The organism is Glycomyces salinus, from assembly GCF_016428645.1.
Taxonomy (GTDB): domain Bacteria; phylum Actinomycetota; class Actinomycetes; order Mycobacteriales; family Micromonosporaceae; genus Glycomyces; species Glycomyces salinus.
This window is the reverse complement of the sequence record NZ_JAELXW010000008.1, coordinates 57,079-78,698: the sequence shown is the minus strand read 5'-3', so window position 1 is coordinate 78,698 and position 21,620 is coordinate 57,079. Positions and strand designations below refer to the sequence as shown.

19 protein-coding genes are annotated in these 21,620 nt (G+C 69.8%); 13 read left to right on the top strand and 6 right to left on the bottom strand.

The features are described from left to right. Positions 1-170: 170 nt before the first annotated feature. Positions 171-710, top strand: coding sequence for a DoxX family protein (locus JFB92_RS03445; protein WP_199034930.1), 540 nt, complete (start codon positions 171-173; stop codon positions 708-710). A 75-nt stretch (positions 711-785) separates the two neighbouring features. Here the strand turns inward: JFB92_RS03445 and JFB92_RS03440 are convergent, their stop codons facing one another. Beyond that, complete coding sequence (locus JFB92_RS03440) at positions 786-1,271, bottom strand: hydrogenase maturation protease (protein ID WP_199034928.1); 486 nt, start codon at positions 1,269-1,271, stop codon at positions 786-788. A 142-nt stretch (positions 1,272-1,413) separates the two neighbouring features. On the opposite strand from JFB92_RS03440, the gene hypF reads away from it, so the two are divergent. From hypF to JFB92_RS03390, 10 genes are all read left to right on the top strand, one after another. Further along, complete coding sequence (gene hypF / locus JFB92_RS03435) at positions 1,414-3,711, top strand: carbamoyltransferase HypF (protein ID WP_199034926.1); 2,298 nt, start codon at positions 1,414-1,416, stop codon at positions 3,709-3,711. Next, positions 3,711-3,962, top strand: a complete 252-nt coding sequence (locus tag JFB92_RS03430) for a HypC/HybG/HupF family hydrogenase formation chaperone (protein ID WP_199034924.1) — start codon at positions 3,711-3,713, stop codon at positions 3,960-3,962. The genes hypF and JFB92_RS03430 overlap by 1 nt, the downstream gene beginning before the upstream one ends. Next, positions 3,959-5,080 carry a hydrogenase formation protein HypD gene (hypD, locus tag JFB92_RS03425; protein ID WP_199034922.1) on the top strand — a complete coding sequence of 374 codons (1,122 nt, stop codon included), beginning with the start codon at positions 3,959-3,961 and terminating at the stop codon, positions 5,078-5,080. Before JFB92_RS03430 ends, hypD begins: the two co-directional genes overlap by 4 nt. Beyond that, positions 5,077-6,123 (top strand): hydrogenase expression/formation protein HypE, encoded by a 1,047-nt coding sequence (gene hypE / locus JFB92_RS03420; RefSeq protein WP_199034916.1) that lies wholly within the window; start codon positions 5,077-5,079, stop codon positions 6,121-6,123. The genes hypD and hypE overlap by 4 nt, the downstream gene beginning before the upstream one ends. A gap of 14 nt (positions 6,124-6,137) precedes the next feature. Next, the gene (locus JFB92_RS03415) at positions 6,138-7,229 is read left to right on the top strand and encodes a 4Fe-4S dicluster domain-containing protein (protein WP_199034914.1); all 1,092 of its coding nucleotides are present in this window, start codon (positions 6,138-6,140) and stop codon (positions 7,227-7,229) included. Then, positions 7,226-8,095 (top strand): FAD/NAD(P)-binding protein, encoded by an 870-nt coding sequence (locus JFB92_RS03410; RefSeq protein WP_233162213.1) that lies wholly within the window; start codon positions 7,226-7,228, stop codon positions 8,093-8,095. Before JFB92_RS03415 ends, JFB92_RS03410 begins: the two co-directional genes overlap by 4 nt. Next, entirely contained in the window at positions 8,095-8,880 is a 786-nt protein-coding gene (locus JFB92_RS03405) for an NADH-quinone oxidoreductase subunit B family protein (protein WP_199034912.1), read from the top strand. The genes JFB92_RS03410 and JFB92_RS03405 overlap by 1 nt, the downstream gene beginning before the upstream one ends. Next, positions 8,870-10,165 carry a Ni/Fe hydrogenase subunit alpha gene (locus JFB92_RS03400; protein WP_199034910.1) on the top strand — a complete coding sequence of 432 codons (1,296 nt, stop codon included), beginning with the start codon at positions 8,870-8,872 and terminating at the stop codon, positions 10,163-10,165. The genes JFB92_RS03405 and JFB92_RS03400 overlap by 11 nt, the downstream gene beginning before the upstream one ends. Before the next feature lie 88 nt (positions 10,166-10,253). After that, positions 10,254-11,075, top strand: coding sequence for a helix-turn-helix domain-containing protein (locus JFB92_RS03395; RefSeq protein ID WP_199034908.1), 822 nt, complete (start codon positions 10,254-10,256; stop codon positions 11,073-11,075). Beyond that, on the top strand, positions 11,072-11,248 hold the full coding sequence (locus JFB92_RS03390) for a DUF397 domain-containing protein (RefSeq protein WP_199034906.1): 177 nt from the start codon (positions 11,072-11,074) through the stop codon (positions 11,246-11,248). Before JFB92_RS03395 ends, JFB92_RS03390 begins: the two co-directional genes overlap by 4 nt. Before the next feature lie 158 nt (positions 11,249-11,406). Here the strand turns inward: JFB92_RS03390 and JFB92_RS03385 are convergent, their stop codons facing one another. Beyond that, positions 11,407-14,088 carry a bifunctional acetate--CoA ligase family protein/GNAT family N-acetyltransferase gene (locus tag JFB92_RS03385; RefSeq protein WP_199034905.1) on the bottom strand — a complete coding sequence of 894 codons (2,682 nt, stop codon included), beginning with the start codon at positions 14,086-14,088 and terminating at the stop codon, positions 11,407-11,409. A gap of 215 nt (positions 14,089-14,303) precedes the next feature. Between JFB92_RS03385 and JFB92_RS03380 the strand changes: the two genes are divergently transcribed. Further along, on the top strand, positions 14,304-14,945 hold the full coding sequence (locus tag JFB92_RS03380) for a response regulator (protein WP_199034902.1): 642 nt from the start codon (positions 14,304-14,306) through the stop codon (positions 14,943-14,945). Here JFB92_RS03380 and JFB92_RS03375 read toward each other — a convergent pair. Continuing rightward, positions 14,942-16,177: a GAF domain-containing sensor histidine kinase gene (locus JFB92_RS03375; RefSeq protein WP_199034901.1), complete on the bottom strand. Its 1,236-nt coding sequence runs from the start codon at positions 16,175-16,177 to the stop codon at positions 14,942-14,944. The genes JFB92_RS03380 and JFB92_RS03375 overlap by 4 nt on opposite strands. A gap of 153 nt (positions 16,178-16,330) precedes the next feature. On the opposite strand from JFB92_RS03375, the gene JFB92_RS03370 reads away from it, so the two are divergent. Next, entirely contained in the window at positions 16,331-18,709 is a 2,379-nt protein-coding gene (locus JFB92_RS03370) for a phosphoketolase family protein (protein ID WP_199034900.1), read from the top strand. A 69-nt stretch (positions 18,710-18,778) separates the two neighbouring features. On the opposite strand, the gene JFB92_RS03365 is transcribed toward JFB92_RS03370, so the two are convergent. From JFB92_RS03365 to JFB92_RS03355, 3 genes are all read right to left on the bottom strand, one after another. Continuing rightward, entirely contained in the window at positions 18,779-19,780 is a 1,002-nt protein-coding gene (locus tag JFB92_RS03365) for a 2-hydroxyacid dehydrogenase (protein ID WP_199034899.1), read from the bottom strand. Positions 19,781-19,856: 76 nt separating this feature from the next. Beyond that, on the bottom strand, positions 19,857-20,282 hold the full coding sequence (locus tag JFB92_RS03360; RefSeq protein WP_199034898.1) for a universal stress protein: 426 nt from the start codon (positions 20,280-20,282) through the stop codon (positions 19,857-19,859). Positions 20,283-20,408: 126 nt separating this feature from the next. Further along, positions 20,409-21,617 (bottom strand): MFS transporter, encoded by a 1,209-nt coding sequence (locus JFB92_RS03355; protein ID WP_199035034.1) that lies wholly within the window; start codon positions 21,615-21,617, stop codon positions 20,409-20,411. Between the last annotated feature and the right edge of the window lie 3 nt (positions 21,618-21,620).

The following is a 21,620-nucleotide window of genomic DNA, read 5'->3' as shown; positions in this document are numbered from 1 at the left end:
CTCCGATGCGGGGGGCCGCCCGTTCGCATGTCCGGTTCGGGACCAGGGTCCCGGTGACCTTCGTCCACCGTCCCGACAGGTCGTGGCCTCGGTCCCCTGCTCAGGGACCCTGAATCGAGGTTCGCTGTAAGTGTCACCGGAACCGGCGACCAGAACCGAAAGGAATAGTCATGACCACCTCTTACCAGTCCGACAGCGCCGCGCTCACGAGCCCGGCGAGGCAGCGTTCCGCCGCCGACTACGTCTGGGCGGGCCTGCGCATCGCACTGGGCTGGGTCTTCCTGTGGGCGTTCCTCGACAAGATGTTCGGCCTCGGCTTCGCCACCGAGTCCGCGAACGCCGTCACCGAAGGCGGCAGCCCGACCTCCGGGTTCCTGGGCTTCGCCACCACGGGTCCGTTCGCGGAGTTCTATCAGGGCTTCGCGGGCGAGGCATGGGCCGACGTGCTGTTCATGGCCGGTCTGGCCGGCATCGGGGTCGCGCTCGTGGCCGGGATCGGCATGCGCATCGCGGCCGTCTCCGGGGCGCTGCTGCTGGTCCTGATGTGGACCGCGGTGCTGCCTCCGGAGAACAACCCGTTCATGGACGACCACCTGATCTACGCCGGCCTTCTCATCGGCCTGGCGCTGGTCGGCGCCGAGAACACGCTCGGCCTCGGCAAGGCTTGGGGGAGCCTCCAGATCGTCAAGAAGCACTCCTGGCTGAAGTGACCTGTCCGCGACACCAGACGGGCCGCGATCCGGAATCGGATCGCGGCCCGTCGGCTCGTGGCCTGTGGGACGGCGTCAGGCCATCAGCTCTTGAGACGCCAGGAACTCGGCGAGGTCGGCTTCGACATGCTCGGCGATATGGTCGGCGGCCCGGCTCACGGGGCCGGACATGCCGGCGCCGAAGCAGAACTCGCTGATTTCGACGGCGTAGACGATGAGTCGTCCCGGCAGCCGGTCGAGCTCGCGCGCCAGCCGCACCGCCGTGCCGAGGCCGAGTCCGTGCGAGCTGGCCGAGGAACCGTGGGCCCGCTCGACCGCCTCGAGCTCGATCCTGTGGATGGCGCCCGGATCGGGGGAGCGCACGTTCAACGCGTCGACGACCACCGCGAGCTCCGTCTGCGACCACAGCTCGACGAGCCGAGCGGGCTCGCCGTCGGAGGTGGCCGTCGTAACCCACGGCGGCACCCCGTTCGAGCGCAGACGGTTCACTACTTCGATGCCGACGGCGTCGTCCTGCCGGTAGACGTTGCCGACGCCGATGATCACTGCGGGTCGAATCATGACGGCCCCCTTCCTGGAACCCACGCTAGAACGCCCGCGCGCACCGCATATGAGGCCGAAGGTCCCCCATGGACGGGCGCGAGTACCCATGCGCCGGGGCTCGGGCGAGCCGATGCTGGTGGTACCGGCGAAGGGAGTGGACATGAAGACCGCGAAGGCATCAGAACGGACGGCGCAGCGAATCGAGTTGCACGGCATCGTGCAGGGCGTCGGCTTCCGTCCCTATGTGTACCGGCTCGCCCACGCTTGCGGCATCGCAGGACAGGTCAGCAACGCCGGCGGGGACGTGGTCATCGAGGCGTTCGGCGACGACCGGGCCGTCCGCGACTTCGTCGCCCGCCTCCCGCGAGAGATCCCGCCGGGGGCGCTCATCAGCGAGATCCTGACGACTCCGCTGGACGACCAGCTCCACGAGCGGTTCTCGATCGCCCCCAGCTCGGCCGCACACTCCACGGCCCACGGCCTCACCCCCGACATCGCCACCTGCGGCGAGTGCGTCGCGGAGCTGTTCGACCCCGCCGACCGTCGCCACCGCTACCCGTTCCTCAACTGCTCGTCCTGCGGGCCGCGGGCGACCATCGTCGAGGACCTCCCGTACGACCGGGAGCGGACCACGATGCGGCACTTCCCGATGTGCGAACACTGCCGTGAGGAGTACGAGAACCCGGTAGACCGGCGCTTCCACGCCGAGCCGATCGCATGCCCGGTGTGCGGGCCGCACTTGACCTGGCGCGGTGTCCTCGAACGCGAGGAGGCTCTCGCGGCCGCCGTCCGCGCCGTCGCCGAGGGCGGCCTCATCGCCGTCAAGGGCATCGGGGGCTACCAGCTGGTATGCGACGCCACCGACGAAGCGGCGATCGCGCGCGTCCGAGCGGTCAAGGCCCGGCCCGCCAAGGCCCTCGCGGTGATGGTCCCCGACATCGGCGACGCCATTGCCGGGGCCTACCTGTCCAGGGCCGAGAAGGCGCTGATGCTCGAACCGGCCCGGCCCATCGTGCTGGCCGAATCCCGCGGAACCCTCCCGTGGAGCCTGGCTCCCGGCTCCGACCGCATCGGCCTGTTCCTGCCCAACAGTCCCCTGCACCACCTGCTCCTGCACGATCTCGACCGGCCACTGGTGGTCACCAGCGCGAACCTCCCCGGGGAGCCGATGATCACCGACGACGCCGAGATCGTCACCAAGCTCGGCCGTGAAGTGGACGGAATCCTCGCCCACGACCGGCCGATCGCGGACCGCTACGACGACTCTGTGGCCCAGATCGTCGACGGCAGGCCGCGGCTGCTGCGTCGCGCTCGCGGGTACGCCCCGGCTCCACTTCCACTCCCGGAAGCCGTGGCTACGCCGCTACTCGCGGTCGGGGCGCAGCTCAAACACACGTGCGCCATCGCGGTCGGCGGGCAGGTCGTACTCGGACCGCACACCGGCGACCTCGACAGCGAAGAGTCCTACGACGCGTTCATCGGAACCGCCGAGAAACTGACCCGGCTGTACGGCGCCGAGCCGGCCGCGGTGGCGCATGACCTGCACCCCGGATATCTGTCCACACAGTATGCCGAGGAGCTGGAGCGGATCGACCACGTGGGCGTGCAGCACCATCACGCCCACGTGGTCGCCTGCGCCGCCGAGCACGGCGTGGCCGCCCCGTTCGTCGGCGTCGCCTACGACGGCCTCGGTTACGGCGACGACGGCCGACTGTGGGGCGGCGAGATCCTGGTCGCCGACTACACCGGCTTCAAGCACACCGGCCGCTTCGCCCGCGTCCCGATGCCCGGCGGCGAGAAAGCCGTCGAGCGACCCGCACGGATGGCCATGGGCCACCTCTTCGGCCCTGAAGCCGGACTGGGCGCGATCGACCTCGGCTACGCCGGCCCGTTCCTGAACCGCATGGACGAATGGGAGATCGCGGTCGTCCGCCGCATGATCGAACGCGGCGTCAACTCGCCGCTCGTCTCCAGCGCCGGACGCCTCTTCGACGCCGCCGCCAGCCTGCTCGGCCTGTGCGACGACAACACCTACGAAGGCGAGGCCGCGATGCGCCTCGAGGCCGCCGCGGGCGGCTACGGGGGACGGCCGCTGCCGTGGCAGATCACCGAACGCGACGGGCTGTGGGTCTTCGACCCCTCGGTGACGCTCCAGACCATGCTGGTCGACGCCCGCACCCAGTCGATCGGCCGCGTCGCCGCCCGCTTCCACGCCTCCATCATCGAAGCCACCGCCGCACTCGTGAAGATCGCCGCCTACCGCGCCGGCACCACGCGCGTGTGCCTCGGCGGCGGCGTGTTCGCCAACCGCATCCTCGCGCACGGGCTCATCGCCGCCCTCGGAGACGACGGCTTCGAGGTCCACCTCGGCGAGAAGGTCCCACCCGGGGACGGCGGCATCGCATACGGGCAGGCCGCGATCCTGGCCGCCCGACGAGCGAGGAAGGACGAGCGCTGATGTGTCTCGGCATCCCCGGCGAGATCCTCTCCATCGACCGCTCCGCCCCGCCGACGGGCACGGTCGACTTCGGCGGCATCCGCCGGTCCGTCTGCCTCGCCTACACCCCCGAGGCCGAGATCGGCGACTATGTGATCGTCCACGTCGGCTTCGCCATCAGCCGCGTCCGTCCCGACGAGGCCGCCAAGACCCTCGCCGTCATCCGCGCCCTGCCCGGCGCTCTGGAGACCGAACTGGGGGTGGGGCAGTGAAGTACCTCGACGAATACCGCGACCCGGTCCTGGCTCGCGCCCTCCTCGCCGAACTGGGCGGGCTCGCCACCGAGCCGTGGACGCTCATGGAGGTCTGCGGCGGCCAGACTCACACCCTGGTGCGCCAGGGCATCGACGAGATGCTACCCGCCGGGATGCGCATGATCCACGGCCCAGGGTGCCCCGTCTGCGTCACCCCGCTCCAGACCATCGACCGCGCCCTCGCCATCGCCGCCAGGCCCGACGTCGTCTTCACCAGCTTCGGCGACATGCTCCGCGTCCCCGGCTCCGAGACGGACCTGCTCAGCGTCAAGGCCGCCGGCGGCGACGTCCGCGTCGTCTATTCGCCGCTCGAGGCCGTCCGCATCGCGCTGGCCGAACCCGACAGGCAGGTCGTGTTCTTCGCAGTCGGCTTCGAGACCACCGCACCCGCCAACGCCATGGCCGTCTTGGAGGCGCACCGCCTCGGATTGGACAACTTCTCGATGCTCGCCTCCCACGTCCTGGTGCCACCGGCGATGACCGCGATCCTCGAATCGGAGCACAACGAGGTCCAGGGCTTCCTCGCCGCCGGGCACGTGTGCGCGGTGATGGGCTGGAGGGAGTACGAGCCGCTCGCCACCGAATTCGGCACCCCCATCGTCGTCACCGGCTTCGAGCCGCTCGACCTCCTCGAAGGCATCGTCATGGCCGTCCGCCAGCTTGAAGAGGGACGCTGCGAGGTGGAGAACCAGTACGTCCGCGCCGTCCGCCGCGAAGGCAACACCGCCGCCCAGGACGCCATCGGCGAGGTGTTCGACGTCGCCACCCGCCACTGGCGCGGCATCGGCCCGATCCCCGATTCGGGCCTGGCCCTCGCCGAACGCTACGCCGACTACGACGCCGAGCGGCGCTTCGGCGTCGGCGACCTGAACGCCACCGAAGACCCCCGGTGCATCGCCGGACGGATCCTCCAAGGCGGCGCCCTCCCCACCGACTGCGCCGCCTACGGCACCGAATGCACTCCGCGCCGCCCGCTGGGAGCCCCGATGGTCTCCACCGAAGGCACTTGCTCCGCCTACCACCTCGCCGGGCGAACCGCCGCCCCGCAGACCTCGCCCGCAGGGAGAAACACATGAAGACCTCAGATCCGCTCGGGCTCGCGTGCCCGGTGCCCCGCACCGACGCCGACCGCGTCCTCATGGGACACGGAGCCGGGGGCCGACTCTTCGCCGAGCTCTTCGACACCGTCATCGGTCCGCCCATCGGCGCCGACCCCGTCGCCGAGGACGCCGCCATCGTCGCCGTGGACGGCGTCGGTGTGGTGATCTCCACCGACAGCTTCGTGGTCACTCCGCACGATTTCCCCGGCGGCGACATCGGGTCGCTCGCCGTCCACGGGACCGTCAACGACGTGGCCATGCGGGGCGCGCGGCCGGTCGCGCTCACCCTCGCCTACATCATCGAGGAGGGTTTCCCGACGGCCGAACTGGCCCGAATCACCGCCTCCGCCGCCCGCGCCGCCGAACAAGCGTGTGTCCACATCGTCGCGGGCGACACGAAGGTGGTGGAACGCGGCGGCGCCGACGGCATCTACATCAACACCACAGGGATCGGCGAACTCCTGCCGCACGCCGTCGTCACCGCAGCGGGGGCCGAGCCCGGCGACGCCGTCCTCGTATCCGGTCCGATCGGACGCCACGGCGCGGCCGTCCTCGCCGCTCGCGAGGGCTTCGTCTTCGACCTCCGATCCGACTCGTGCGCGCTGGCCGGCATGGTCGAGGACATGATCCGCGCTTCCGGGCGCCGTGTTCACGTCCTGCGCGACGCCACCCGCGGGGGCCTCGCGGCCGTCCTGAACGAACTCGCCCACGCCTCCGGGGCCGGCATCCGGATCGAAGAACTCGCCGTCGCCGTTCCCGACCAGGTCGCCGCCGTGTGCGAGGTGCTCGGCATCGACCCGTTCCACCTCGCCTGCGAAGGCACTCTCGTCGCCGTGGTCGCCCCAGAAGCGGCCGACGACGTGCTCGCCGCGATGCGAGCCCGGCCCGAAGGCGAAGGAGCCCACCGGATCGGCACCGTCACCGACTCGCCCGCCGGGCGCGTCACCGCGCGCACCGGCATCGGCGCGACCCGCGTTGTCGACATGCCGCTGGGCGAGCAACTCCCGAGGATCTGCTGAAAAGAGGCGGCACCATGCTCTTCGACCACCCGCTCCCAGAGGTCATCGACCGAGCCGGGCTCGACCAGCTCGTCAAACTGCTGCAAGCCGACGGCTACACCGTCGTCGGCCCCACCGAACGCGACGGCGCCCTCGTCCTGGACGAACTGGCCGGCGGCGCCGACCTCCCCGACGGCATCGGCGTCGAGACCGGCGCCGGGCACTACCGCCTGCGGGAACGCGCCGACGGCGCCGTCTTCAACCACTCGGCGGGACCGCAGTCGTGGAAGCAGTTCGTCCACCCGCCCCGCCAGCGCGTCGATGCGCCCGAGCCGGTCCGCCGCCTCGCCTTCATCGGCGTTCGCCCCTGCGACCTCGCCGCCCTCGCGATCCTCGACGGCGTCCTCGGTGCCGCCCCCTATCCCGACGACCGCTACCTGGCCCGCCGCGACCAGATCTTCGTAGTGGCGGTGAACTGCGTCGAACCCGGGAACACCTGCTTCTGCGCCTCGACCGGCACCGGCCCCGCCGCCGAATGGGGTTACGACCTCGTCCTCACCGAACAGGAGGGCGAAGGCGGGCACCGGTTCCTGCTGGGCACGGGGTCGGTCGCCGGCGAGGAGATCCTCGACCGCCTCACCCACCGCACCGCGACCGGAGGCGAGATCCGCGAGGCCAGGCGGGCCGTCGACGACGCGGCCGGAAGCATGGGCCGGTCCATGCCCGAGACCGACCTGCGCGGACTGCTCAACCGGGCCCGCGGGTCCGAACACTGGGAGCAGGTGGCGAACCGCTGCCTGGCCTGCGCCAACTGCACCATGGTCTGCCCGACCTGCTTCTGCACCACCGTGGAGGACGCCACGGACCTGGAAGGCGACAACGCCGAGCGCTGGCAGCGGTGGGACTCCTGCTTCGACCCCGACTTCTCCTACATCCACGGCGGCGCCGTCCGGAAGTCCGTCGGCTCCCGGTACCGGCAATGGATGAGCCACAAACTGTCGACCTGGCACGACCAGTTCGGCACCTCAGGCTGCGTCGGCTGCGGTCGCTGCATCGCGTGGTGCCCCGCCGGCATCGACATCACCGCCGAGGCGGCAGCCCTCGCCGAGAAGGAGCGGACGCGATGATCCAGGCGATGCGCGAGACCGCCCGCCCGGCCCGGGCCGAGGCGATGGTCCCAGCGGCCTACACCGTGGTCGACCACCGTCGCGAAACGCACGACACCGTCACCTTGACCCTGCTGCCGGGGCGCGGCACCGCCCTGCCCCGGTTCCGACCGGGTCAGTTCACGATGCTCTCCGCCGAGGGCATCGGCGAGATCCCGGTCTCGATCAGCGGCGACCCCGACGACCAGCACGACGGCCGGCTCGTGCAGACCATCCGCGAGGTCGGGGCGGTCTCGGCCGCACTGTGCCGGTCCGAGGCCGGCAGCGAGATAGGCGTCCGGGGCCCGTACGGCCACGGCTGGAGACTCGCCTCCGCGCTCGACGGCGACCTCCTCGTCGTCGCCGGAGGCATCGGCCTGGCCCCGTTGCGCCCGTTGATCCGCTCCGCGCTCGGCCGCCGCGAGCACTTCGGCGACGTCACCCTCCTCGCGGGTGCCCGCTCCTATGCCGACCTGCTGTACCCGCTCCAGCTCGACGCCTGGGCCCGCCGCCGGGACACCGCCGTCACGGTGACCCTCGATCGGCCCGACCCCGGATGGACCGGTCGAGTCGGGCTCATCACCGGCCCGCTCGCCGAGACCGCGATCGTCCCCGAACGGACCACCGCGTACCTGTGCGGGCCCGAGATCATGATCAAGGTCTGCGCCGACGCGCTGGCCGCGCGCGGCGTGCCTCCCGAACGCATCCAGGTCTCCCTGGAACGCAACATGAAATGCGGCGTCGGCTGGTGCGGCCACTGCCAGCTCGGTCCGCACCTGCTGTGCCGCAGCGGCCCGGTGTGCCGCTGGGACGCCGTCGCCGACCTGCTCGACATAGAGGAGCTGTGATGGGAAAGCCGACGCTGGCCGTCTGGAAGTTCACCTCCTGCGACGGATGCCAACTCACCCTCCTCGACTGCGAGGACGAACTCTTGGCGATCGCCGACGCGGTGCAGATCAAGCACTTCCCAGAGGCCACCCGCAAAGACCTGCCGGGCCCGTTCGACGTCTCCCTGGTCGAAGGCTCGATCTCGACCCCGGCGGAAGCCGAGCGCATCAAGCGGATCCGCGAGGAGACCGGAACCCTCGTCGCCATCGGCGCCTGCGCCACCAGCGGCGGCATCCAGGCCCTGCGCAACTTCGCCGACCTGGACGAGTTCCAGCGGATCATCTACCCCCACCCGGAGTTCCTGCACTCCCTGGAGCAGGTCGCCCCGATCGCGGCACACGTGGACGTGGACTACGAGCTGCGCGGCTGCCCGATCGACAAGCGCCAACTCCTCGGCCTGCTCTCGGCGCTCCTGAAGGGCCGCAGGCCCGACCTTCCCAAGGGCGCGGTCTGCAACGAGTGCAAGCAACGAGGCGTCAACTGCCTCCTCGTGGAAGGGAAGGAGCCGTGCCTGGGCCCGATAACGCAGGCGGGCTGCGGGGCGATCTGCCCCTCGTACAACCGAGGCTGCTACGGCTGCTTCGGACCGAGCGACTCGGCTCAGCCCGAGGCCCTCATCCCCGTCCTGTCCCGACTCGGCCTGGCCGACCCGGACATCGTGCGCATGCTGCGCACCTACAACGCCGCCGCGCCGAAACTGGCGGCGGCCGGAGACCGCCTGGAAGGGGCCCACGATGACGCATAAGGGTGCGAGTGACCGGCTGGTCGCCGTCGACGAACTGGCCCGAGTCGAGGGCGAGGGGGCGCTGCGCCTGCGCGTGGTCGACGGCGAGGTGGCCGAGGCCGAGCTGAACATCTACGAGCCGCCGCGCTACTTCGAGGCGTTCCTGGTCGGACGCAAGTACACCGAACCGCCGGACATCACAGCCAGGATCTGCGGCATCTGCCCGGTGGCCTACCAGATGTCGAGCTGCCAGGCCATCGAGGACGCCTGCGGAGTCCAGGTTCCGGAGACGATATGGGCGCTGCGCCGCCTCCTGTACTGCGGCGAGTGGATCGAAAGCCACGCGCTCCACATCTACCTCCTGCACGCCCCGGACTTCCTGGGCCTGCCGGACGCGATCGAACTGGCGAAGACGAACCGCGAGCTGGTCGAGACCGGCCTGGCCCTCAAGAAGGTCGGCAACGACATCATGGAGATCCTGGGCGGCCGGGCGATCCACCCGGTCAACGTCAGGCTCGGCGGCTTCTACCGCCTCCCGACCCCCGAAGAACTCGAACACCTGAAGAGCATGCTCCGGCCGGCTCTTGACCAGGCTCTCAAGACCGTCGAGTGGACCTCGACCCTCGACTTCCCGGACTACGACTGCGGGCACGAGCTCCTGGCGATGTCCCATCCGGACACGTACCCGATCGAACGGGGCCACTTGATCACCGCCTCGAGAGAAGAGTTCCCGGCCTCGGCCTGGAACGACTTCATCGAGAGCGTCCAGGTGCCGCATTCGACGGCGCTGCAAGCATTCCTCCGGGGACGCCGGTATCTGAGCGGCCCGCTGGCACGGTACTCGCTGAACTACGCGAACCTGTCGCCGCTGGCCCGCCAGGCGGCCCGGGCCGCGGGGCTGGGGGAGCGGTGCGTGAATCCCTTCCAGAGCATCATCGTTCGCGCGATCGAGGTGGTCTACGCGATCGACGAGGCCATGCGAATCCTGGAAGAGTACGAACCGCCCCGCCGCCCCGCGGTCGACGTCCCGCCGCGGGCCGGCGAGGGCCACGGGGTGACCGAGGCACCCCGCGGCATCCTCTACCACCGCTACAAGCTCGACGAGAACGGCCTGATCCAACAGGCCCAGATCGTCTCGCCCACGGCGCAGAACCAGCCTGCCATCGAAGCGGACCTGAAGACCCTGGCCGCGGACTGGCTCGACCTCGAGGACGGGGAACTGACCGCCGAGGCCGAGCGGGCGATCCGCAACTACGACCCCTGCATCTCCTGCTCGGCGCACTTCCTGACCGTGGAGCGGGGCTAGCCGCTGCAGAAAATGTGCGGCATTTTGCACGGTCTGCGTTGCCGCGTTGGACCTTGCCTCACGTCCGGACGATTCACATACTGTGGGGATGGCTACACCGAGTACACCGACGCCTACGATCGCCAAGCTCGCCTCGGGCGTGCTGCTCACCCGCCTCCGTGAGGCTTCCGGGAAGACTCCTTCCGAGGTCGCCGCCGAACTCGGGATCAATGTGAGTACGTACCGCCGTTGGGAGTCGGGCAAGTTCGCTCCGAAGCCGATCAGCATCAAGGCGATCGCGGAGGCGGTCGGGGCCACGCCCGAGGAGATGAGCCGCATGTCCTCGCTGGCGCTCGCCGCGAAGCAGGACGGGCTGTTCGAGGGTCCCAACGTCCCGCCTGACTTGAGGGTCATAACCGAGACCGAGGCGACCGCGCGTCTCATCCAGGACATTCAACTCGAGCACATCCCCGGGCTGCTCCAGACCCCCGAGTACCACCGCACCGTCCAGGAAGCACTGCCTCCCATCGAACCCGAGCGCGCCGAGACCCTCCGCAAGCTCCGCGCGCGCCGACAGGAGATCGTGTTCGGCCGCAGAGGCCCCGCCAAGATGCGCTTCTTGATCGGGCTCGCGGCACTCGCCTACCTCGATGCGCGTCCGGCGATGAGGGACGCCCAGATCGCCCGCCTGCGCAAGGTCGACGCGATGAAGGGGGTCGAGATCAGAGTGATCACCGGGTTCCACGCCGCCATGTCCGGCTCGTTTACGATTCTGACGCCTCCCGACAGCACCGGCGCTCGGCCCTTCGCCTATGTCGAGGACATCGACGGCGGGCGCTACGTCGAAGGTGACGTAGTGTCGCAGTACCAGGCGGTGTTCGAAACCGTCGGGGACGGGCAATCAGTAGAACTGGAGGAATACCTGCGATGAAGACCGAGTGGCGCAAGTCCAGCCGGTCAGCGAACGCTGGCGGCAACTGCGTAGAGGTCCGCGCCGACGGCGAGGGCTTCCAGATCCGCGACTCGAAGCTCGGAGACGACTCCCCGATCTTCGACCTCACGACCGAGGGATTCACGACCCTCATGCGCGCCGCGCGGCGCTAGCGCTGTCGACCACCGGCAGGATACCGACGACGCGCCGACTACGCATCTCGCCCCACGGCAGCGGCCTTCCCCGCGATTCGGGGAAGGCCGCATTACGGTCGGTTTGCCGCATACCGGCGGATACCGGCACGGATTCGCCCGAGGCAGGCGGCCCCGCCTCAGCGCATCACTCTCGCGACCGGGTCGGGTTCGACGCCGACGTGCGCGAGACGGAGCTTGACGTCGACGGCCTGGACTCCTTCGGGGCCGGCCATGATCGGGTTCAGGTCGAGCTCGGCGATCTGGGGGAAGTCCTCGGCGAGTCGTCCCAGGCGCTCGAGCAGGTCGGTCAGTCCGGCCAGGTCGACCGGCCCCGATCCGCGGAAACCGGTCAGCAATTTCGAGGTCTTCAGCGAACGCCACATCGATTCGGCATCCACATCGGTCAGCGGCAGCAGCCGGAAGATCTTGTCGCCCAGCAGGTCGGTTTGGACGCCGCCGATGCCGAACATGACCAGAGACCCGAACAGCGGATCGTGGGTCACCCCGGCCACCAGCTCGACCTGGGCCTCCACCATGGGCTGCACGACGATCGCGCCGCCGTCGCCCTCGGTCAGAGCGGCGACGTCCCGGAACGACGAGCGCACTTCGGCGTCGTGGCCGAGCCCCAGACGGACCGCTCCGGCGTCGGTCTTGTGGATCAGGCGCGGATCGTCGGCCTTGAGCGCCACCGGATAGCCCAAGGCGCGGGCGGCCGCGACCGCCTCCCGCTTGGACTCGACACGCTCGGTGGCCACCACCGGGATGCCGTAGCACCGCAGCAGTTCGACGGCGTCGACCGACAACTGCCAGCCCCCGCCCCGCTCGAGCAGCCGGTCGACGATCGCGCGGGCCGCGTCGCGGTCGACACCGTCCGGCTCGGGGCGCTTGCCCAGGGGTCGCTCTCGCCAGGCCGCGTATTCGGCGGCCCGCCCCATCGCGGCAACCGCGTCCTCGGGGAAGTCGAACACCGGAATGCGCCGCTCGCCGAGAGCGGTCGGTGCTTCGGCCAGACCGAGTACGACCACCGCGACCGGCAGGCCGGGCAGCGCGTCGAGCGCCGCGGCCATCGCGTCCAGGTTCCCCGGGATGTCGTTGGTCCGGGTCGCGGCGAAGACCACGACCAGCGCATCGACCTCGCCGGACGCCCCGAGCATCGTGATCGCCTCAAGGTAGGCCCTGGGGGAGGCCGCGGCGCCCAAGTCGATCGGGTTGTCCAGCGCGGCCGCGCCCGCCACGGACGCGTTCAGGCGGTCGCACGTCTCCCTACTCAGAGTCGGCACGGTCAGCGCGTTCGACGCCGCGGCGTCGGCGGCCAGGACGTTCACACCACCGGCGTTGCCGACCAGGCCGATCCGCCGGCCCGCGGGCAACGGCTGGTCGACCAGTACTCGAGCGGTGTCCAGCATCGCCTCCAGAGAGTCGGTGCGGATGACGCCGGCCTGCGCGAACAGGCTGTCGACGGCGACGTCCGGGGAAGCGGCCGCGGCGGTGTGCGAAAGCCCGGCGCGGCGGCCCGAGTCGCTGCGGCCGCCCTTGACGGCCAGGACCGGCTTGCGCCTGGCCACCGCACGTGCCACGCGCGCGAACTTACGCGGGTTTCCGAACGACTCCAGGTACAGGGCCACCGCCTTGCACTGCGGATCGTCGTACCAGTAGGAGAGCAGGTCGTTGCCGGAGACGTCGGCCTTGTTGCCCAGCGAGACGAACGAGTGCACGCCCAGGCCGGTGCGGCTGGCGTGGGCGAGCGCGGCGATGCCGACGGCTCCGGACTGGGAGGCCAGGCACAGACCGCCGGAAGTCGGCGCGTCGACCGCGAAGCTCGCCTGCAGCCGGATCGAGTCGTCGGTGTTGACGATGCCCAGGCAGTTGGGGCCGACCAGGCGCATGTCGTGGTTCCGGGCAATGCGGACCAGCTCGGCCTGCGCCTCCGCGTCGCCGATCTCGGCGAACCCGGAGCTGACGACGACCGCGGCCCGCGCTCCGGCGGTCCCGGCCTCGTGGACGACACCGGCGACCGCTCGGGCCGGGACCGCGATGATGACGAGATCGACCGGTTCGGGCAGACTCGCCAACGACGGATACGCGGTCATGCCGGCCAGTTCGGTGGCCGCGGAGTTAACCGGGTAGACCGGTCCATTGAAGTCGTGGTCGGCGATCGACCGCAGGATCTCATGGCCGATTCCGGTTCCGGAGCGGCTGGCGCCGACCACGGCCACCGAACGAGGCTCCAGCAGCGGCTGGAGCGACAAGCGCTCGGCGGCTCGTTCGCGCTGCTCGATGCCTTCAGTGAACGCTTGGTCGAAATCGGTCGAGAGGACCACGTCGACCACGCCGTCCCTGAACGGCATCGGAACACCGGGAGCGAGGCTCCTTGCCAGGCGCAGCATGGCGATGTTGCCGCCGAGGACCTGCCCGGACAGCTCCTTGACGCCGGAGGCGACCGCGGCGCGGGCGAGATGCTCGAGCAGCAGGGTCCCGATGCCGCGGTGCTGGTGGGCGGCGCAGACGAGGAGCCCGAACTCGGCGCGCTCGGGTCGGTCGGGAAGGATCTCGAATGAAGCCGCGCCGATCGGGATTCCGTCGTCGACGGCCACCACGGCCAGACCGCTGCCGGCCGTGTTGAGGTGGACCAGGCGTCCCACCTCGACGCCGACGACGCCGCGGCCGGTGCCGAAGAACCGCTGCCGCAGGTCCGACACGGTGCAGGCGTCGTGCATGGCGATCAGGTCGGGGACATCGTCGGAGGTGACCGGCCGGATGCGGACGATCCGGCCGTCGGCGGCCAGCGCATCGGCCGGCCTGGGGGATTGAACGGTCATGTTGACTCCTCGTCGAAGCGGGGTGTGCGGGCCGCGGATCTCACCGGATCCGCGCCCTGAGACCACGATCCGCCGCGAGGGCCTTGGCGGGACAGTGCCGAACGCCGTCGACGGCCGGGTCATAGGTCCCGGATCGGGAGGTCGGGACGAAGGTCCCGGTCGGTGCGGACCTCCAGGGCGGTGGACTTCGCACCGATCGCGGCGATACTGGAGGAATGAACTCACCTGATACGCGCGTGTTCCTCCTGGACGACCACGAGGTCGTCCGCAGGGGCCTGTGCGAGATGTTGGAACGCGACGGGGATATCGAAGTTGTCGGCGAAGCCGCCCTGGTCGCGGAGGCGCTGCGGCGGATTCCGGCCGCCCGGCCCGACGTGGTCGTGGTCGACGCCCGGCTGCCGGACGGCAGCGGCATCGACGTCTGCCGAGAGGTCAAACAGGCGGACGACTCGATCGCGGTGCTGGTGCTGACCTCTTACGAAGACGATGAGATCTTGTTCGCGGCCATCGAGGCGGGAGCCGCGGGATTCCTGCTCAAGCAGGTCCGAGGCAACGACTTGGTCGACGCCGTCCGCAAGGTGGCCGCGGGCGCCTCGCTGCTCGACCCGAGAGTCACCGGTGCGGTGCTGGAGCGGCTGCGGCACGGCGCCCCGAAGTCTCCGGAACTCGAGGCGCTGACCGAGCGGGAGCGGAACGTCCTCGAGCTCATCGGCCAGGGCCTGTCCAACCGGGAGATCGCCGAGCGGATGCACCTGGCAGAGAAGACCGTGAAGAACTACGTCACGCACATCCTCGCCAAACTCGACCTCAAACGCCGTACGCAGGCGGCGGTGCTGGCCAGCCGGTTGTTCGCCTAGGCATTCCCCAAAGGGACGCTCCATTGGAGCACGGTGCCGTTCGGCTCGCGCCCCTCGGTCTTGAACTCGCCTCCCAGGGTCTCGGCTCGGGCGGCGAGATTGGCCAGGCCGCGGCGCTGCGCGTGCTCGGGGATGCCGCGGCCGTCGTCGGCGACGCGCACGGTGAGCATGCCGTCCTCGACGGTCAGCTCGACGTCGACGTGCGTCGCCGCCGCATGGCGGGCGGCGTTGCTGAGCGCTTCGCGGAGGACGGCCAGGGCCTCGATGCGGGTCGCCTCGTCCACGGCACTGTCGACCTGGCCGTTGAATTGGACTTTCGGGGAGAATCCGAGCTGGTGGCGCACCACGCCGATCAGTCCGCGCACGGTCGTGGACAGGTCGGTCTCGGCGTCGGTGTGGAGGCTGAAGATCGCCGCCCGCAGGTCCCCGATGGCGCTGTCGATCTCGTCGACGGCGGCGTTGACGCGAGTAACCGCCTCGGGCTGCTCGATCAGGTGCAGGGCTCCTTGGAGTCGGAGCCCGGTGGCGAACAGTCGTTGGATGACCAGGTCGTGCAGGTCGCGACTGATCCGGTCGCGGTCGCGGAAGACCACCAGGCGCTCGCGTTCGACCTGCGAGGCGTCCAGTTTGGCATACAGCCGGGCATTGTCGATCGCCACGGCCGCGGACACGGCGAGGGCTTTGATCATGGCGATGTCGTCCTCGGTGAACTCGCCGCCGCCACGCTTGTCGGTCAGGTACAGGTTGCCCCACGCCTTGTCGCCGATGAGGATCGGCACGCCCAGGAACGTCGTCATCGGCGGGTGATGCGGCGGGAAGCCGACCGAGTCGGGGTGGTCCTGGAGGCGTTTCAGGCGCAGCGGTGCGGGATGGTCGATGATGTGCCCGAGAATGCCCCGTCCCCGCGGGGGTTCACCGAGCGCGGCGATCTCCTCCTCCGACAGGCCGTGGGTGCGGAAGTCGACCAGGCCGCCGGAGTCGTCGAGGACGCCGAGAGCGCCGTAGCGGGCGTCGACGAGTTTGCAGGCGGCGGCGACGATCCGGTCGAGGACCGCGGCCAGCTCCAGGCCGGAGCCGATGCTGATGACGGCGTCCAACAGCGCGCGAAGCCGCTCCCTGCCAACCACGATATCGTCGATACGGGAACTCAGCTCTGCGAGCAGCTGATCGACCGGCAGGTGCGAGTGCGGCAAGTCGGAGCCGCTTGGTCCGAGTTCGGGCGTGGAGGCCATACACCGATGGTATCGATGCGAGGGCACCGACCGATGTCCGATGCGGCGGTTCGCCGTTGTGCCCGCCGGGACGGGACCTTCGGCCCTCCCTCCGGGGCGCCGAAGCGGTGACGCTGAAAGTAGTCCCGAGACCACCCAACCGCAAGGACGAACATGAAGCAGACGCTCCCCGAATCGCTCACCGACGCGCAGTTGCGCTGGATCGACGCCTATTGGCGTGCCGCGAACTACCTCACCGTCGGTCAGATCTATCTGCTCGACAACCCGCTCCTGCGCGAGCCGCTGCGGGCCGAGCACGTCAAGCCGCGCCTCCTCGGCCACTGGGGCACCAGTCCCGGGCTGAACCTGATCTACGCGCACCTGAACCGGTGCATCGTCGAGCGCGACCTGAGCACAATCTACATCACCGGGCCAGGCCACGGCGGTCCGGCGCTGGTGGCCAACACCTGGCTGGAGGGCACCTACTCCGAGCACTATCCCTCGGTGAGCCTGGACGAGGCCGGCATGGGCCGTCTGTTCCGCCAGTTCTCCTTTCCCGGCGGTATCCCCTCCCACGTGGCGCCCGAGGTCCCCGGGTCCATCCACGAGGGCGGCGAGCTGGGCTACTCGCTCATGCACGCCTACGGCGCGGCATTCGACAACCCGGATCTCCTGGTCGCCTGCGTCATCGGCGACGGCGAGGCGGAGACCGGGCCGCTGGCCGCCAGCTGGCTCTCCAATGTCTTCCTCAACCCGGCCCGCGACGGCGCGGTCCTGCCGATCCTGCACCTGAACGGCTACAAGATCGCGAACCCGACCGTCCTCGACCGCATTCCCCGATCCGACCTGATGTCGATGATGCGCGGTTTCGGCTACGAACCGCACCTGGTCGAAGGCGACGACCCGGCCGCGATTCACCGGCAGCTCGCGACCACGCTCGACAGCGCCCTAGACCAGATCGCCGACATCCAGCGGCGGGCGCGCTCCGGCGGCGACGGCGACCGTCCTCGATGGCCGATGATCGTGCTGCGCACCCCGAAAGGCTGGACCGGGCCGCGCGAGCTGGGTGGTGTTCCGCTCGAAGGCACCTGGCGATCGCATCAGGTGCCGCTGGCATCGGTTCGGGAGCACCCCGATCAACTGGCCGCGCTCGACGAGTGGCTGCGCTCCTACAAGCCCGAGGAGCTGTTCGACGCCACCGGCGCCCCCGTGGCCGAACTGCGGTCGCTCCCGCCGACCGGTGAGCGGCGCATGAGCGCGAATCCGCACGCCAACGGCGGCGTATTGCTGCGCGACCTGGTCCTGCCGGACTACCGCGGGTACGGAGTGGACGTGCCGGCGCCGGGCGGCTCGACCGCCGAACCGACCCGCGTCCTCGGGACCTGGATCCGCGACGTCATCGCGGCGAACCCCGACCGCTTCCGTCTCTTCGGCCCCGACGAGGTCGCGTCCAACCGGCTCGGCGGCGCCTTCGAGGTCACCGACCGGGCCTTCATGGCCCGGACCGAATCCGGCGACGACCACCTCGGTCCCGAAGGCCGCGTCCTCGAGGTGCTCTCCGAGCACCTGTGCCAAGGCTGGCTGGAAGGCTACCTGCTGACCGGCCGCCACGGCCTGTTCACCTCCTACGAGGCGTTCATCCACCTGATCGACTCGATGTTCAATCAGCACGCGAAGTGGCTCAAGACGACCAACGGCATCCCGTGGCGTCGACCGATCGCCTCGCTGAACTACCTGCTGTCCAGTCACGTCTGGAGGCAGGACCACAACGGGTTCTCCCACCAGGACCCCGGCTTCATCGACCACGTCGTCAACAAGAAGGCCGAGGTCGTGCGGGTCTACCTGCCGCCGGACGCGAACACGCTGCTGTCGGTCGCCGACCACTGCCTGCGCAGCCGGCAGTACGTCAACGTCGTCGTCGCCGGCAAGCAGCCCGCGCCGAACTGGCTGGACATGGAGGCGGCGGCACGCCACTGCGAGCGCGGCATCGGCATCTGGGAGTGGGCTTCCAGCGATGAGGGCGGCGAGCCCGACGTCGTCCTGGCCTGCGCCGGCGACGTCCCCACGCTGGAGACCGTGGCGGCGGCCGACCTGCTCCGCGAGCACCTGCCGCAGGTCCGGGTCCGCGTGGTGAACGTGGTCGACCTCATGCGGCTCCAGCCGCCCAGCGAGCACCCGCACGGGCTGCCCGACGGACAGTTCGACGCGTTGTTCACCGTCGACAAGCCGGTCATCTTCGCCTTCCACGGCTACCCGTGGCTGATTCACCGCCTCGCCTATCGGCGAGCCGGCCACGAGAACCTCCACGTTCGCGGCTACAAGGAGGAGGGCACGACCACCACACCGTTCGACATGGTCATGCTCAACGAGCTCGATCGGTTCACCCTCGTCATCGACGTGATCGACCGGGTGCCGGGCCTGGGGCAGGCCGCCGCCGGGCTTCGCCAGCGCATGGTCGACATGCGCCTGGAATGCCGCGACCACACCCGCCTCCACGGCGTGGACCACCCGCAGATCACCGAGTGGGAGTTCACGGGAGTGAACCGTTCCTGACCGCCGGCCGGCGTGACGAAGTCGCGGCCACCGAGATCGGTGGCCGCGACTTCGCGCGACCGAATGAGACTAGGCGTCGTCCAGCGCGATGAGGTTCGGACCTGCTTCGCCGCTCTCGAACGCGGTGAGGTTCTCCAACGTGGTCGCCGCGATGTTCGCCAGGGCCTCGGCGGTGAAGAACGCCTGGTGTCCGGTGATGAGCACGTTCGGGAAGGTGCCGAGCCGGGCGAAGACGTCGTCGCCGAGCACCTGGTCCGAGAGGTCTTCGAAGAACAGGTCGGCCTCTTCCTCGTACACGTCCAGGCCGAGGTAGCCGATCCGGCCGCTTTTGAGGCCGTCGATGACGGCGGCTGTGTCCACCAGCGCGCCGCGGCTGGTGTTGACCAGCATGACGCCCGGGCGCATCCGCTCGATCTGTTCGCGGTCGATCAGGTGGAACGTCTCGGGCGTGAGCGGGCAGTGCAGCGACACGATGTGCGACTCGGCGAGCAGTCGTTCCATCGAGGTGTACTCGGCCCCGGCCGCGCGGGCCGACTCGCTGGGGTAGGGGTCGTAGGCGAGGACGCGGCAGCCGAAGCCGACCATGATCCGGGTGAAGCACACGCCGATCTTGCCGGTGCCGACCACGCCTACGGTGCGGCCGTGCAGGTCGAAGCCGAGCAGGCCGTTGAGCGCGAAGTTGTGCTCCCGCACCCGGTTGTAGGAGCGGTGGATCTTCCGGTTGAGCGCCAAGACGAGTGCCGCGCAGTGCTCTGCCACCGAATACGGGGAGTAGCCGGGGACCCGGGCCACGGTCAGGCCGAGCCGTGCCGCCGCGCGCAGGTCCACGTGGTTGAACCCGGCCGAGCGCAGTGCGATCAGCCGCACGCCCTGCCCGGCCAACGCGGCGAGGACGTCGGCGCCCAGGTCGTCGTTGACGAACGCGCACACCGCCCCGCATCCGGCGGCCAGAGCGGCGGTGTCGCGGTTGAGCCTCGGCTCCAGGAACCTCAGCTCGTGGACGCCGCCCTCTCCCGCTTTCCGCAGGAACTCCTCGTCGTACGGCTTGGTGCTGAACACTGCCACCCTCATGCGTGTCCTCCTCAACAGACGAAGACGGGACCGACGGCGGGCGTCCACCGTCGGCCACGTGCGAATCGCTTCACTCTCAACGGACCACGACCACCGGGCAGGTCGCGTGCTGGATGCAGTGCTGGCTCACCGAGCCGAGCAGCGCCTCTACGAGGCCGCCATGTCCACGGTTGCCGACCACGAGGAGACCGGCGTCTTTGGACCGCTCCAGCAAGACTTTGGCGGGGTAGCCTTCGACGATCCAGCGTTTGATGGGCACCGAGCCGTCGGTGTCCTGCGCGAGGACCTTCTCCAGCGACTCCTCGGCGGACTCGGCCCATCCCTCACCGATCGTGGTGGGAACCGCCATCCCGAAGGAGGCCGGCACCTGCCATGCATGCACCGCCTCGACCTCCGCACCGGTAGCCTCGGCCTGCTTCAGGGCCCACTGCAGTGCTCGGACCGACGACGGCGCGCCGTCGATTCCGACAACGATCCGACCCCGGCTCTGCTCCTGTGACATCTTCTTACCCTTTCACTGGTCTGTGAGGCCAAGTCTTCTCTCGGGGGACTGCCGCAGTCAGGGACCAATGTCCTCGATGCACAGGGCGCTGAGGCACGACTTCGACGATCGGCTGTCGCGAGCGGATCACGCGCTTTGGAAACGGGCCCGAAAGACCCTCAACGTGAAGATCCCGACGAGCAGGGCCGTCGTCGCCAGCAGCAGCAGGCCGAGCATGTAGTCGCCGGTGGCCTGGTACACCACGCCCATCACCAGCGGCGGGAAGTAGCCGCCCAGCCCGCCGGCGGCGCCGACCACCCCTGTCACCGTGCCCACGCGGGACGGCTCGACCAAGGCGGCCAAGAGCGCGAACACGCCTCCGGTACCCAGCCCCAGCGCGGTCGCCATGAGCACGAACGACAACCCGGCCGGCAGCTCCGCCGGCGGGTGGAAGGCGAGGACCACCGCCATCGCCATCGCGCCGAAGAACGACGCCAGGCACACTCTCACCGGGCCGATCCGGTCCGACAGCATGCCGCCCAGCGGCCTGGCCACGACCGCAGCGAACGAGAACCCGGCGGCGCGCATGCCCGCCTCGGTCTGTGCGAAGTCGTATGCGCTGGTCAGCATCGTCGGCAGGTAGGTCGAGAACGCCACGAAACCGCCGAACGCGAGTGCGTACAACAGTGACAGCTGCCAGGTCACGCGGAGTTTCAGCACCGCCCGGAACCGCGGCACCGCCGGCTGACGATTCGGCGTCCACTCCGGAGCGTCCCTCATGAACAGCCACGCGATCGCCCCCGTCACCGCCAGCGCCGCGCACATCGCCAGATGGGTCTCCAGCAGCCCGAACGATTCGGCCAACCGCGGCGTCAGCAGCGCCGACAGCGCCGTGCCGCCCATGCCCGCGCCGTACACGCCGGTGGCGAACCCGCGACGTTCCGGCCGGTGCCAGGCGCTCACGAACGGCACGCCGACCGCGAACGCGGTTCCCGCGACGCCGAGGAAGAACCCCCAGACAAGGAGCGCGACATAGGAATCGGAGGAGAGGCCGACCAATGCGGTGGGAAGGACGGAGACGAAGGCCACGACGGTGAACATCCGCCGCCCTCCGTACCGGTCGGTCAGAATCCCGACCGGAATCCGTCCCACCGCCCCGACCAGTACAGGGAAGGCCACCAGGACCGCCGTCTGCGTCGGCGACAGACCGAGCCGCTCCGAATAGGTCTTCGACAGCGGTCCGATCAGGTTCCAGGCCCAGAACGCGACCGCGAACACCGCTGTCGCCATGGCCAGGTTGGCACCCGAGCCCGAGTGGCGGGTCGTGGACTTCTCGATTTCCGCAGTACTGCTCATCGT